Raw genomic sequence first — 12,646 nt, forward strand, 5'->3', positions numbered from 1 at the left:
CTATATCCGCGGCAATTTATGTTTGGCACTTAAGGCCAATACCAAATGCACCGCCAGCGTGGGTAGGTGTTCGCCCGAGTCACGTTTAAACGCCAGTTCAAACCGACACAGTAAATCGCTGATAACCGCCAGATCTGCGGTGGTTAAGCGTTCCAGCCAGGCTTTATAAGCGCCGTGCTGGCTTTGCCAAATACCTAGCCGTTGTGCCGCATAACCAAAATCTTGCTGGTGTTGCAGGGCTTGTTTTAGTTGCCACAAATGTTGGAACTCTCGTTGCAGTACCCACAGTAAAATGGCCGGCTCAACATCACCGCTTAGTAGTCGCTGCAAGCGATGCAAGGCTTGCTCGACATTGCCTTGCAATAAGCTTTCTTGCAATGCGAACACCTGAAACCGGCTGCTGTCTTCGCTATGACTTTGTACCAGCTCCAGCGTAACCGGTTGGGGTAAATTCTGCAGGGCCAGTTTAATCAGTTGCTGGTCCATAGCCAGCAGGTTTCCTTCATACCAGTCCGCCAGCATTTGTACCGCAGCATCATCCAGTTGTAGCTGGTGCCGTTTGGCTCGTTGATGAATAAAGGCGGGCAGGCGAGAGCGGTCGGGTGCACTCACTTGTAATAGCGGACCCAGCTTGTCGAAAACGGTAAACCATTTGGCTTTCAGTTGTTCTTTTTTTAGTTTGGGGCCACAGAGTATTAAATGTTGGTCGGGTGGTGGTGCTTCGGCATAGCGCTTTAAGCTATCGGCACCTTCGCGACCGGGCTTGCCGTCTGGTAGTTCCAGCTCTACTAATTTACTGCTGGAGAACAAGCTCATGCTTTGGCCACCGGCAGCCAGACTGCTCCAGTCAAAGCCGGAGTCCTGCATCAGATGCTGGCGCTCATCAATACCATTGTCCACGGCATAGCGGCGAATAATCTGCAAACAATCATCACGCAATAAGGGTTCATCACCGAATATGCGCAGTACCTGCGGCAAACCGTTTTGCGTTAGGTACTGGGATAAATTGTCAGGATTGATAACCATAGTTAGCGGGAAGGGGTTTCGGTTAATTCAGCAATAAGTTGTCGTAACACCCTGCGGGCTGCTTCTTCGCGCATCTCACCAACAAGAATCTCTCGTTCCCGGGTTTTTGCTAAGGCAAAGTTCGGGTCGTCCTGGTAATCACGATACACTTCCAGTTCAAACTGCTGCGGCTCGCGTTGTTCTTGTAGCAATTCATAGCGGACCCGATAAATAAGTTCATATTCCGCAACCTGGCCGCTGGCAGACAACGACAGTGTGCGCCGGTCGAGCTGATCATTGTTGATTCGAATAGTTACCGGTGAATCTTTTTCAACCAGTTCAACACCAGCTAGCACTAAGCGTTCACGCATAACCTTGGCAAATTCACTAAATTGGGGAGCGCTTAGTTTGGCCTGCTGTAATGACGCCGGCAGTTGATAATCGTCACGCAGCTGAAAGCCACAACTAGCCAGCACTAGGCTAAAGCCTAATACCAGCATTAGTTTCAGTGACTGCTTATTATCTGTGCGCGAGCTTGGTTGCATTAGCTAACTACCATGTTAAAGATTTTGCCGGGAACATAGATTTTCTTCCGTAGCGTTTTACCTTCGGTAAATTTGCTGACGTTTTCGTCGGCCATCGCAATAGCCTCAACTTGTTCAGCGGTAGCGTCAACAGGCACGTTAATTTTGCCGCGCATTTTGCCATTCACCTGAATCACAATAAGCTGCTCTGACGCGATCATGGCACTTTCGTCAACTTCCGGCCAGGCCGCAAATATAACATCGTCGTCATGCCCTAAGGCTTGCCACAGAGCTTCCGACAAATGCGGTGTAATAGGTGCCAGCATAAGTACTACAGCATCTAAGGCTTCCTGCATTAACGCGATGTCGGTACCGCTGTCTAGTGGCGCTTTTTGCAACCGGTTCAACAACTCCATAATGGCCGCAATGGCGGTATTGAAGTTCTGCCGACGACCCATGTCATCGGAAACCTTAGCAATGGTTTTGTGCAGTTCGCGACGCAGCTCTTGTTGGTCGGTATTCAGTGGCGTGGTTGCAGTGTTTTGATGTGCATTGCCATCCCCTGTGTTTACCAACTCGTACACCAGGCGCCAAACCCGACGTAAGAAGCGCTGCGCGCCTTCAACACCTGAGTCTGACCATTCCAGCGTAGCTTCCGGTGGTGCTGCGAACATCATAAACAAGCGTACCGTGTCGGCTCCGTAAAGGTCTACCATCACTTGCGGGTCGATGCCGTTATTCTTGGATTTTGACATTTTGGTCATGCCATCGGCCTGCACTGGCTTACCATCTTGTTTCAAAATGGCACTGGCAATCTCGCCTTTTTCGTTACGTTTCACTTCTACGTCAAGTGGTGAGTACCAGGTGCGTCCGCCTTTATCGTCTTCACGATAATAGCTATCGGCCAATACCATGCCCTGACAAAGCAGGCGTTTAAACGGTTCGTCGGAGTTCACTAAACCGGTATCACGCAGCAACTTATGGAAGAAGCGGGCGTACAATAAATGCAAAATAGCGTGCTCAATACCACCAATATACTGATCAACCGGCAGCCAGTAATTGGCTTGTTCCGGGTTCAGCATGCCGTCGTTGAAATTGGCGCTGCAATAACGGGCGTAATACCAGGACGACTCCATAAAGGTGTCGAACGTATCGGTTTCGTGCTCTGCCGGTTGCCCCTCATAAGTGGTTTTACGCCACTGTGGGTTGGTTTTCAGTGGTGAGTTATTGCCATCCATAATCACGTCTTCCGGCAAACGTACCGGTAGCTCGGATTCCGGCACTGGTACGGACTCACCGTTTTCCAAATTCAGCATTGGAATTGGGGCACCCCAGTAACGCTGACGTGACACGCCCCAGTCGCGCAGGCGGTAATTCACCTGACGTTTACCAACGTTATGTTGTTCCAGCCAGTTGGCAATCTTCTCGAAAGCTTCGGCACTAGTTAAACCGTCGTAGTCGCCCGAGTTCATCACAATACCATGCTCAGAAATGGCGCCTTCAGATAGGTCGTTATTACCTGTTTCGGCGTTCACCACTTGCTTAATAGGTAACTTGTAGGCAGTTGCAAATTCCCAGTCGCGCTGGTCGTGACCAGGTACAGCCATAACCGCACCAGAGCCATAATGCATAAGCACAAAGTTGGCCACATAAACTGGCAGCAAATCACCAGTTATGGGGTGGATAGCGCGAACACCGGTATCCATGCCTTTCTTTTCAATAGTGGCAAGGTCGGCTTCTGCCGTTTTGGTGTTTTTGCACGACTCAATAAACTCGGCTAATTCCGGATTGTTGGCCGCAGCTTGGGTAGCTAATGGGTGTTGCGCGGCAACCGCCATATAAGTTACCCCGTACAGAGTATCTGGACGCGTGGTATACACGCGCAGTTTTTCATCGGACTGCTGCAACGAGTATTCAATTTCAACACCCTCAGAGCGACCTATCCAGTTACGCTGCATGGTTTTAACTTGTTCAGGCCAGCCTTCCAGCTGATCCAGATCTTGCAGTAACTCATCGGCATAGGCGGTGATTTTAATAAACCACTGTGGAATCTCTTTTTGTTCCACACGTGCGCCTGAACGCCAGCCGCGGCCATCTATAACTTGCTCATTCGCCAGCACGGTCTGGTCGACCGGATCCCAGTTCACCGTCGCGTTTTTCTTATACACCAAGCCTTTCTCGTATAGCTTGGTGAAGAACCATTGTTCCCAACGGTAATAGTCGGGCTGGCAGGTAGCTAGTTCGCGTGACCAGTCGTAGCCAAAGCCTAGTGACTTTAGCTGCTCGCGCATGTAATCAATATTTTTGTAGGTCCAGCTGGCCGGTGCTGTTTTGTTCTGAATAGCGGCATTTTCAGCCGGTAGACCAAAGGCGTCCCAACCCATAGGTTGCAACACGTTTTTGCCTTGCATGCGCTGATGGCGTGCAACCACGTCGGCTAAGGTGTAATTACGAACGTGCCCCATATGCAGCTTGCCACTCGGGTAGGGGAACATGGCCAGACAATAGAACTTGTCTTTTGAGGCATCTTCAACAGCCTTAAAAACTTTGTCCTGTTCCCAACGTTGCTGAATAGTCGATTCTAATGCTGCGGGATTATATTGTTCTTGCATTCGTAGTAACTTCCAAAGCCTGAAGTGAAAAAAAGGAGATCACAAAATTGTGTCGGGAACCTGCCGTATGGCTGGCTTAGCTAAGCGCGTACCACATCAGTAACATGACAACTAAACCGGCAGCGCCAAAGAAGCCATACTCTACGCGGGCTTGTTGCTGTGCTTCGGTATTTTCAGGGTCGCTGTGTAACAACACCATAAGTAAGCTGCTAACGCCGATAACGCCTGCACCAGTTAAAATGGCGAAAATCAATGCATCAATAATATTGGTCATAGCAATATCCTGAAATCGTGAGAGGTGATGATAAATAAACGAACTAATTGGGTATAGTTTACTGTTTCTTGCGCTGTTTGACCATGCTGAAACAGGTAATCAGAGCACAACAAAGTGCGAGTAGCCAGGCACCTAAATTACCAAATTGGTGATACCAGGTACTACCGGTAACCAATGGAACTTCGGCGCTTACAACCTGCTCGGTAAATTGCTCGCCTTCGGCCAACCAACGGCCTTGTTCGTCAATAATACCAGTAACGCCACTGTTGGTTGCTCGCAATAATGGTCGGCCTAATTCTAAGGCTCGCATACGGGCAATTTGCATGTGCTGCCAGGGGCCGTGTGAACGACCAAACCAGGTGTCATTGCTAACGGTTAGTAAAAAATTGGTGTCGCTATGAAGGTTTTCACGCACTTGGCCCGGGAAAGCTATTTCGTAGCAAATTGCTGGTGTGAGCAAATAGCCGTTCGCCTGTAGATTTTCTTGCGCAAAACTACCCCGTGAGAATGATGACATGGGTAAGTTAAATAAGGGGGCTAGTGGTCGTAAAATTTCCTCAAACGGAACGAACTCGCCAATAGGTAACAACTGATGCTTTTGGTATCTGTTGGGTGCCAAATACTCATAGTTGGTGGCAACCGGGTTCGTTAGTGCAGCCTGCTGTTGTTGGCCCAGCACAATCAAACTGTTGTAAAAAGCGTCGTTGCCGCGGCGATAGTCAATAATTCCGGTAACCAATGCGGTATTACTAAGTTGGGCGGCCTGATCTATGTTTGCCAGCACGTCACCGGCAAAGGGTTCCAAAATAGTAATAGCCGATTCGGGCCAAATAATGAGTTCGTGATTGTTATAAAAAGGGCGGCTTAAATCCAGATACTTGAGCACTGTTGGCCATTGCTGCTCGGCGTCCCACTTTAGTGACTGGGCAATATTGCCTTGCACTAGTGCGACTGACACGGTTTCGCCGGTACGCTGTACCTGCTGTTGCCAGCCCAGCGTTATGGCCAGCACCAAAGTAACCGCCGGTACTGCCAGCAGGCGCCAACGCCGCTCGGCAAATGCGGCAGCAATAGCTGCAGCCATAATCACCAGCACCACGCTAATACCAATTTCGCCAATCAAGGGCGCGAAGTTAGCTATATTCGAGTCAATTTGCGAATAGCCCAGGCGTAACCAAGGGAAACCGGTAAACAGCCAACCTCGTAACAATTCGGCAATTAACCAAAATAGCGGTAGTGCCCAAACAGCTGCCCGGGTGTACTGGTGTAACCAACGCCACAGGAAAAATGCCAACGCCGGGAATAAGGCCAAATATATATACAAGACCGCCAGCACGCCCAGGGTGGCAATAATAGGTAAGCCACCAAATTGATCGATGCTGACATAAATCCAGCTGAGTCCGGCGGTGAACCAACCTAAACCAAAACTAAAGCCAAGCTTCCAGCCTTCACCGGGAGTGGTGTCCCAGCCGCACCAAATAACCCATGCCAGTAACGGAATCGTTAGAAAATAAAAGTCAAAAGGCGCATAGCTAAAGGTTAGCAATGCGCCCGCAATAAATGCCGTTAACAGTTTTAAGCCAGCGAACGACCATCTATTTGTATGTGGATTGCTCATCAACCATCATCTTCTGCGGTGTGGCGTTGAGGGAAAGTAACCTGAATTTGTTGAATGCGACGCTTATCGGCACTGGTTACTTTAAACACAATGTTTTCCAGAGTAATTTCTTCGCCAGGCTGCGGTAAATGACCAAAGCCATGCGCGACCATGCCACCTATAGTGTCGTATTCTTCATCATTGAAATCAGTATCGAAGTACTGGTTAAAGTCTTCAATATTGGTAAGCGCTTTCACTGAGTAGCGTGATTTATTGATTCGACGAATGGCCGCTTTACTGTCTTCGTAATGATCGGTTTCGTCTTCAATTTCGCCAACAATCTCTTCCAGAATATCTTCTATGGTTACCAGACCGGAAACACCACCGTATTCATCAACTACAATAGCCATGTGGTAGCGCTGTGAGCGGAACTCTTTCAGCAGTACATCAACGCGCTTACTTTCCGGAACTATCACGGCAGGACGAATCACACTGGCCAGACTGAAGCTTTCTTCAGACATGTTAAAGCCATACGGCAGTAAATCCTTTGCTAGTAAAATGCCTTCTACATGGTCTTTGTTTTCACTTACCACCGGATAGCGGCTGTGCTGACTATCAATAACAATTGGCAGGAATTCTTCCACGCCCTGATTGATATCCAGTGTGACCATTTGCGAGCGCGGTATCATAATGTCGCGAACCTTAAGTTCGGCAACATCAAGCACACCCTCAATCATTTCTTTGGTGTCATTATCTATCAGGTCACGTTCTTCGGCGTCCTGAATTAAGTCGACTAATTCTTCCCGGCTTTTCGGCTCTCCGGTAAACACCTGTAGCAAACGTGATGCCCAGGACTTACTCGAAGAACCGTTTGTAGAGTGGGGATTATCATCGCTCATTAGCTGGTATAGCTCCAATTGTTAGCATGTGGTTTATGGTTGTTCCTGATAGGGGTCTGCAACCCCCAATTCCGCCAGAATTTTACGTTCCAGCGCTTCCATATGTTCCGCGTCAGCATCTTCAATATGGTCATAACCTAGCAAATGCAAGGTTCCGTGTACAATCATGTGAGCCCAGTGGGCTTGTTCGGTCTTATTCTGCTCTTTTGCTTCGGCAGCCACTACGGGCGCACAAACCACCAAGTCACCCAGTAATCTTACCGGTAAGGGAATGTCTGCATCAAACGGAAAGGATAAGACATTGGTGGCGTAATCGCGACCTCTGAACTCATTATTTAACTGCTGACCTTCGTCTGGATCAACAAATCGCACGGTAAGTTCGCAATCATCGGTGGTTTGGTCTGCTTGCAGAGCTGCAGTTACCCAGCGAGTTAACTCAGCTGCGTCGGGTATGTTTGTGTGACTAGTGGCAACCTGGCGGTCAATGATTATTTTCATTGTGGTTTTTGCTCAAAGCTCTCGTAAGCTTGCACAATACGTTGTACCACTGGATGGCGCACTACGTCGGAGGCCTGGAAGAAGGTAAAGCTAATGTCTTCCACCCCGTGCAATACTTCAATAGCATGCCGTAAGCCTGATTTGGTGCCACGCGGTAAATCAATTTGGGTAATGTCGCCGGTAATAACAGCGCGGGAATTAAAGCCAATACGGGTCAGGAACATTTTCATTTGTTCACAGGTAGTGTTCTGGCTTTCATCCAGAATAATGAAGGCATCGTTTAGCGTGCGGCCGCGCATGTAAGCCAGTGGCGCTACTTCTATCACGTTGCGTTCAATGAGCTTTTCAACTTTTTCAAAGCCCAGCATTTCAAACAAAGCATCGTAAAGTGGGCGCAGGTAAGGGTCTACTTTTTGTGCTAAATCGCCAGGTAAAAAACCGAGCTTTTCGCCGGCTTCAACGGCCGGGCGAGTTAACAATATGCGTCGAACTTCCTGTCGCTCCAGCGCATCTACGGCGCAGGCAACAGCCAGATAGGTTTTGCCGGTTCCGGCAGGACCTATACCAAAGTTCACGTCATGAGTAATAACCGCACGCACGTAACCCGCTTGATTGTGATTACGTGGTTTAATCAGGCCGCGCTTGGTCTTAATGTGAACCATTTTCTCGGCAGCCGGATCGCCTTTATCAGGCGCTTGTTCAAGTACCTTGGCAGCTTGAATGGCCAGATGAACTTGTTGCGGTTCAATTTGTTGCGCCTTACCTTTTACCAAGGCGGTTTCAACGTATAGATCGCGCAGAATTTTTTCGGTGGCAGTAACCGTATGTTGCTCACCAATCACCCGGAATTGATTGCTCCGGTGACTAATCTCAACGCCTAAACGGCGTTCCAGATGTTTAATGTTCTCGTCAAAAGCTCCGCATAAATCGGCTAAGCGGCGTGTATCTGCGGGTTCTAAAGCTAAATCAAGAGTAATTAAGGTTGCTGTCAAAGTATCCTCGAATTTGTTGCGCCAGTTGGCGGCGTAAAGGTTGTAACACCGAGCTCATCGGGTTGCGAACCTGCTTTTTTGGCTAAAATTTGCTGTGGAGCGGTATCAACACGCAAGCCCATTTCAGCTTCAGTTCTAATCACATCGCCACGTAAAGAGTTGGCAAATACATCGGTAATTTTTACATCAACAAACTGACCAATCATGCCAGGCTGACCGATGAAGTTAACCACGCGGTTGTTTTCAGTACGGCCACTTAGTTCCATTGGGTCTTTTTTCGATGGACCAATGACCAAAATACGTTGTTCGGTACCTAACATACGGCGCGCATGATTAAGTGCTTGCTGGTTTATCCGTTGTTGCAGCAGTTGTAATCGTTGCTTTTTGGTCGCTTCGGTCACGTCGTCTGGCAAATCTGCCGCCGGGGTGCCCGGACGAGCACTGTAAATAAAGCTAAAGCTTAAATCGAAATCAACCGCCTGAATTAAATCCATGGTGGCTTCAAAGTCGGCATCGGTTTCACCCGGGAAGCCAATGATAAAGTCAGACGACATCGCGATATTCGGACGTACTTTCCGCAGTTTGCGGATTTGCGACTTGTATTCAATGGCGGTGTGGCCACGCTTCATTTGCGTTAACACGCGATCTGAACCGCTTTGTACCGGCAAATGTAAATGATCGACCAGCTCTGGAATGGTTGCGTAGGCTTCAATAATATCGTCGGTAAATTCAACCGGATGAGAGGTGGTGTAGCGAATCCGGTCAATACCATCAATGGCCGCAATCAAATGCAACAGCTCAGAGAAACGGCATACTTTACCGTCGAACTGCTCGCCGCGGAAGGCATTTACGTTTTGACCTAATAAGTTTACTTCACGCACGCCCTGATCGGCCAATTGCGCAATTTCATACAGCACATCGTCAACCGGACGGCTGACTTCTTCGCCGCGAGTGTAAGGCACTACGCAGAAGCTACAGTATTTGCTGCAACCTTCCATAATAGAAACGAACGCGCTTGGACCTTCGGCACGAGGCTCGGGCAAGCTGTCGAATTTTTCGATTTCGGGAAATGAAATATCAATCATGGGGGCATGATCGGTTTGCACTTGCTTCACCATTTCCGGCAGGCGGTGCAACGTTTGCGGACCAAAAATAATATCCACATATGGCGCCCGTTCACGAATGTGATGACCTTCCTGTGAGGCTACACAGCCACCCACGCCAATAACCAAGCCTGGCTTTTTGTCTTTCAGCGTTTTCCAGCGGCCTAACTGATGAAATACTTTTTCCTGCGCTTTCTCACGAATAGAGCAAGTATTCAGCAAAATCAGATCGGCATCTTCAGGTTCTGCGGCAGCCTCGTAGCCATGCGTGGCATTCAGTAGATCCGCCATTTTGGCCGAATCATACTCGTTCATCTGGCAACCCCAGGTTTTGATATATAGCTTCTTGGTCATGATTGTAACTGTGCCCACACTGCGTGAATTTCTATGGCGGTTATTTTATCGCGTTATTGCTCTAAAGGCCAATCTTCATATCTCGCTGCGGCGGCGATTCCGTAGGGCGAAATAGCCAGCCACCATAATGATGAGAGTACCAAATGCCATGTGCCAATAAACCGGTTCCTGCCAGAAGAAATAACCAAAGCCTGCGGCGAAAATAACCGAGCTGTAAGTGAATACGCCAACGCTTGCAGCCGGGGCTAAACTGAAGGCCTTGGTCATGCCCAGTTGGCCGGCGGTAGCAAACACGCCGATAGCTGCTAAGCCAAGCCAGTGTTCTTGTGCAATAGACTCCCATAACCAAATCAATGGGATAGCGGACAATACCGTCGAGATACTGGCAAAATAAAAAACGATTTTGCTGGTGGATTCGGTGCCCGACATTTGCCTGATTAAAGTTTTGGTAAAGGCAGCGAGTACCGCCGCACAAAAGGCTACGGCGATCATAGGCGATAGCGTCATGTGGACTGGGTTTAAGAATACAAACACCCCAATAAAACCAATAAAAATAGCGAACCAGGTTTGGCGGGTAACGCGCTCGTGCAACCAAATACGGCCAATCATTGGAATCAGAAACGGCGTGAGTAGCAACACTAAGGTAGCCTGTGCCAGCGGTAGTGCCGCGATTGCATAGAAAAATAGGTACATGGCGGCAATGCCGGCAATACCGCGGGAAAGATGAAATCCCCAGGCTTTGGTTTTAAATGCGCCCGGACCTTTACGCCACAACCATGGTAGCAACACCAAAAACGCCATAATATTTCGAAAGAACACCAGTTGTTCTTCCGGCAAGTCGGTGCTCAAATATTTTACTAAGGCGCTAACACTGGCAAAGCAAAATTCCGCACCGAGTAATAATACGGCGGCTAGAAAAACGCGAGGTGGCGGTAATTGAGTCGTTGCTATCATATAGCGGCGTGTTCCTAAAAACTTGGTGAGGTGGGCTTACCTTAGGTAACAGCTATATTATCACTGAAAAGGAATTTTTTCTGGTACGGCTGGTGTATTCTGGTAGCGTATTTTCATATTATCCAAGCCTGACTTAGGCTGAACAATGGTTGATGCATTACAACCCGGAGCTTTCATGAACATTGTAGTGGTTGGCGGCGGACTGGTCGGCGCCTCAGCGGCATTGGCACTGGCACAAGCCGGGCACCAGGTGACGCTGATTGAGCGAGTTGAGCCTGGCGCCGTTTCCGCTGAGACTAAAGATTGGGATTTACGCATATCTTCGGTTCATCAGCAAAACCAGCAGTGGCTGGCCGAGCTAGGCGTGTGGTCGCAAGTACCGGCTACACGCCGGTTTGGCTATACCGAACTTGCAGTAGAGAGCCAGGACGGCGCTAAACTTACCTTCAGTGCTGCGGATGCAGGTTTTGCTGAGCTAGGTTTTATGGTGGAGAATAATGCGCTGCAACGTGCGTTATGGCAGCAATTAGAAGCCGAGCAAGTAACTTTGCGTTGCCCTGATGCGGTGGAGAGCATTGACTGGGAAGCCCGAACAGTTACCACTACTGCGGCGGAGCCGTTGTCCTTTGATTTGCTGCTCGGTTGTGACGGTGCCAACTCGGCAACTGCAAAACGTGCCGGTATTGGGCGCCGCGGTTGGGATTACGGTCAGCGCTGCATGCTGGCGAATGTGATTACCGAGCAAGCGTTACCAACGCAAACCTGGGAAATATTTCGTGCTGGTGGTCCTTACGCTTTACTTCCATTAGATACGCACCGCGCGTGCTTAATTAACTACCAGAGCAGCCAGGCTATTAGTGAGCTGCAACAGCAAGGTGATGACGCCGTTTTAGCGGAACTATCCGATTTATTCAGTCCACATATTGGTAGCTTTCAATTGCAGCCAACCAATAGTTACGCCAGCTTCCCCATACAGCGGCACACGGCACTGCGCTATCACGCACACAATTGCGTCGCTTTAGTGGGGGATGCTGCACATAGTATTCACCCGTTAGCCGGGCAAGGCGTTAATTTGGGTTTTGCCGACGTGCAGAGCTTAGTGAGTCAGCTCAGTACTCAGGATTTAGCAACCGTATTGCCTGCCTATGAAGGTGAGCGTCGCGCGCTGAATCAGCGCATGATGCGTGCCATGGATGCTATTCATTATGGCTTCGACAGCAAACATCTTATTGCTAAATGGGGAATTCGGGGGGTATTCGCGGGTATTGCGCAATTACCACCATTGAAACGGCAGGTTGTGCGCGCCGCCATGGGGTTATAACTGCAGCGTCAGTCTGGCGGTGCCTTGCGCATTTTTTTCACCGCACCACGTTTTTTCTTACTTTCAATTCGGCGTTTCTTGCTGGCCAGTGTAGGGCGGGTGGCAACTCGCTTCTTCTGGGTAAAACCAACTCCGGCGACCAGCTTTATAAATTGCTCCAACGCCAGTTCCCGGTTGGTTGCCTGACTGCGGGTTTCCTGACACTTAATAATGATTTTGCCACTTTGCGTAATGCGGTGATCGGCTTTGTTCAGCAGCCGGTGTTTATAAAAGTCGGGCAGTGACGACGCCGCAATATCAAAAATTAGCTGCGCAGCAGTAGCAACCTTGTTTACGTTCTGGCCACCGGCTCCGCTGGAGCGAATAAACTGCCATTCAATTTCCTGTTCAGGAATGCTCACGCGCTGACTAATCTGGATCATTTATGGGCTCGGACACTTAACAATTAGGGGAAAGAGTGAAACTAGGTTAGCGGGAACGAACGCCAGATACAAAAAAACCGCCAATGGCGGT

General features: G+C 49.1%; 12 protein-coding genes. 1 reads left to right on the forward strand and 11 read right to left on the reverse strand.

What is annotated here, in order from left to right; all coding sequences use genetic code 11:
• From holA to CCE91_RS04575, 10 genes are all read right to left on the reverse strand, one after another.
• A complete protein-coding gene (gene holA / locus CCE91_RS04530; RefSeq protein ID WP_086434051.1) occupies nucleotides 1-1,026 on the reverse strand; it encodes a DNA polymerase III subunit delta in 1,026 nt (341 codons plus the stop codon).
• A 2-nt stretch (nucleotides 1,027-1,028) separates the two neighbouring features.
• On the reverse strand, nucleotides 1,029-1,550 hold the full coding sequence (locus CCE91_RS04535; RefSeq protein ID WP_234996258.1) for an LPS-assembly lipoprotein LptE: 522 nt from the start codon (nucleotides 1,548-1,550) through the stop codon (nucleotides 1,029-1,031).
• Nucleotides 1,550-4,141, reverse strand: coding sequence for a leucine--tRNA ligase (gene leuS, locus CCE91_RS04540; protein ID WP_086434052.1), 2,592 nt, complete (start codon nucleotides 4,139-4,141; stop codon nucleotides 1,550-1,552). The genes CCE91_RS04535 and leuS overlap by 1 nt, the downstream gene beginning before the upstream one ends.
• Before the next feature lie 76 nt (nucleotides 4,142-4,217).
• Nucleotides 4,218-4,415 (reverse strand): hypothetical protein, encoded by a 198-nt coding sequence (locus CCE91_RS04545; protein WP_086434053.1) that lies wholly within the window; start codon nucleotides 4,413-4,415, stop codon nucleotides 4,218-4,220.
• Between the two features lie 58 nt (nucleotides 4,416-4,473).
• Entirely contained in the window at nucleotides 4,474-6,033 is a 1,560-nt protein-coding gene (gene lnt, locus CCE91_RS04550) for an apolipoprotein N-acyltransferase (protein WP_086434054.1), read from the reverse strand.
• Nucleotides 6,033-6,911: a CNNM family magnesium/cobalt transport protein CorC gene (corC, locus tag CCE91_RS04555; protein ID WP_086434055.1), complete on the reverse strand. Its 879-nt coding sequence runs from the start codon at nucleotides 6,909-6,911 to the stop codon at nucleotides 6,033-6,035. The genes lnt and corC overlap by 1 nt, the downstream gene beginning before the upstream one ends.
• Nucleotides 6,912-6,944: 33 nt before the next feature.
• Nucleotides 6,945-7,409, reverse strand: a complete 465-nt coding sequence (ybeY, locus tag CCE91_RS04560) for an rRNA maturation RNase YbeY (RefSeq protein ID WP_086434056.1) — start codon at nucleotides 7,407-7,409, stop codon at nucleotides 6,945-6,947.
• Nucleotides 7,406-8,401, reverse strand: a complete 996-nt coding sequence (locus CCE91_RS04565) for a PhoH family protein (protein ID WP_086434057.1) — start codon at nucleotides 8,399-8,401, stop codon at nucleotides 7,406-7,408. The genes ybeY and CCE91_RS04565 overlap by 4 nt, the downstream gene beginning before the upstream one ends.
• Nucleotides 8,398-9,858 carry a tRNA (N6-isopentenyl adenosine(37)-C2)-methylthiotransferase MiaB gene (gene miaB / locus CCE91_RS04570; protein ID WP_086434058.1) on the reverse strand — a complete coding sequence of 487 codons (1,461 nt, stop codon included), beginning with the start codon at nucleotides 9,856-9,858 and terminating at the stop codon, nucleotides 8,398-8,400. Before miaB ends, CCE91_RS04565 begins: the two co-directional genes overlap by 4 nt.
• Nucleotides 9,859-9,933: 75 nt before the next feature.
• Nucleotides 9,934-10,812, reverse strand: coding sequence for a DMT family transporter (locus CCE91_RS04575; RefSeq protein ID WP_086434059.1), 879 nt, complete (start codon nucleotides 10,810-10,812; stop codon nucleotides 9,934-9,936).
• Between the two features lie 175 nt (nucleotides 10,813-10,987).
• Here CCE91_RS04575 and CCE91_RS04580 point away from each other — a divergent pair, with 175 nt between their 5' ends.
• Nucleotides 10,988-12,133, forward strand: coding sequence for an FAD-dependent oxidoreductase (locus CCE91_RS04580; protein WP_157984134.1), 1,146 nt, complete (start codon nucleotides 10,988-10,990; stop codon nucleotides 12,131-12,133).
• Between the two features lie 8 nt (nucleotides 12,134-12,141).
• Here CCE91_RS04580 and arfB read toward each other — a convergent pair whose 3' ends face one another.
• A complete protein-coding gene (gene arfB / locus CCE91_RS04585) occupies nucleotides 12,142-12,555 on the reverse strand; it encodes an alternative ribosome rescue aminoacyl-tRNA hydrolase ArfB (RefSeq protein WP_086434061.1) in 414 nt (137 codons plus the stop codon).
• Nucleotides 12,556-12,646 lie beyond the last annotated feature (91 nt).

It is taken from the genome of Pseudidiomarina planktonica (assembly GCF_900177775.1).
GTDB classification, from domain to species: domain Bacteria; phylum Pseudomonadota; class Gammaproteobacteria; order Enterobacterales; family Alteromonadaceae; genus Pseudidiomarina; species Pseudidiomarina planktonica.

What these genes read in the sequence shown, in the direction of transcription:
- holA (WP_086434051.1), bottom strand. Translation starts at nt 1,026, where the DNA reads ATGGTTATCAATCCTGACAATTTATCCCAGTACCTAACGCAAAACGGT.
- CCE91_RS04535 (WP_234996258.1), bottom strand. Translation starts at nt 1,550, where the DNA reads ATGCAACCAAGCTCGCGCACAGATAATAAGCAGTCACTGAAACTAATG.
- leuS (WP_086434052.1), bottom strand. Translation starts at nt 4,141, where the DNA reads ATGCAAGAACAATATAATCCCGCAGCATTAGAATCGACTATTCAGCAA.
- CCE91_RS04545 (WP_086434053.1), bottom strand. Translation starts at nt 4,415, where the DNA reads ATGACCAATATTATTGATGCATTGATTTTCGCCATTTTAACTGGTGCA.
- lnt (WP_086434054.1), bottom strand. Translation starts at nt 6,033, where the DNA reads ATGAGCAATCCACATACAAATAGATGGTCGTTCGCTGGCTTAAAACTG.
- corC (WP_086434055.1), bottom strand. Translation starts at nt 6,911, where the DNA reads ATGAGCGATGATAATCCCCACTCTACAAACGGTTCTTCGAGTAAGTCC.
- ybeY (WP_086434056.1), bottom strand. Translation starts at nt 7,409, where the DNA reads ATGAAAATAATCATTGACCGCCAGGTTGCCACTAGTCACACAAACATA.
- miaB (WP_086434058.1), bottom strand. Translation starts at nt 9,858, where the DNA reads ATGACCAAGAAGCTATATATCAAAACCTGGGGTTGCCAGATGAACGAG.
- CCE91_RS04575 (WP_086434059.1), bottom strand. Translation starts at nt 10,812, where the DNA reads ATGATAGCAACGACTCAATTACCGCCACCTCGCGTTTTTCTAGCCGCC.
- CCE91_RS04580 (WP_157984134.1), top strand. Translation starts at nt 10,988, where the DNA reads ATGAACATTGTAGTGGTTGGCGGCGGACTGGTCGGCGCCTCAGCGGCA.
- arfB (WP_086434061.1), bottom strand. Translation starts at nt 12,555, where the DNA reads ATGATCCAGATTAGTCAGCGCGTGAGCATTCCTGAACAGGAAATTGAA.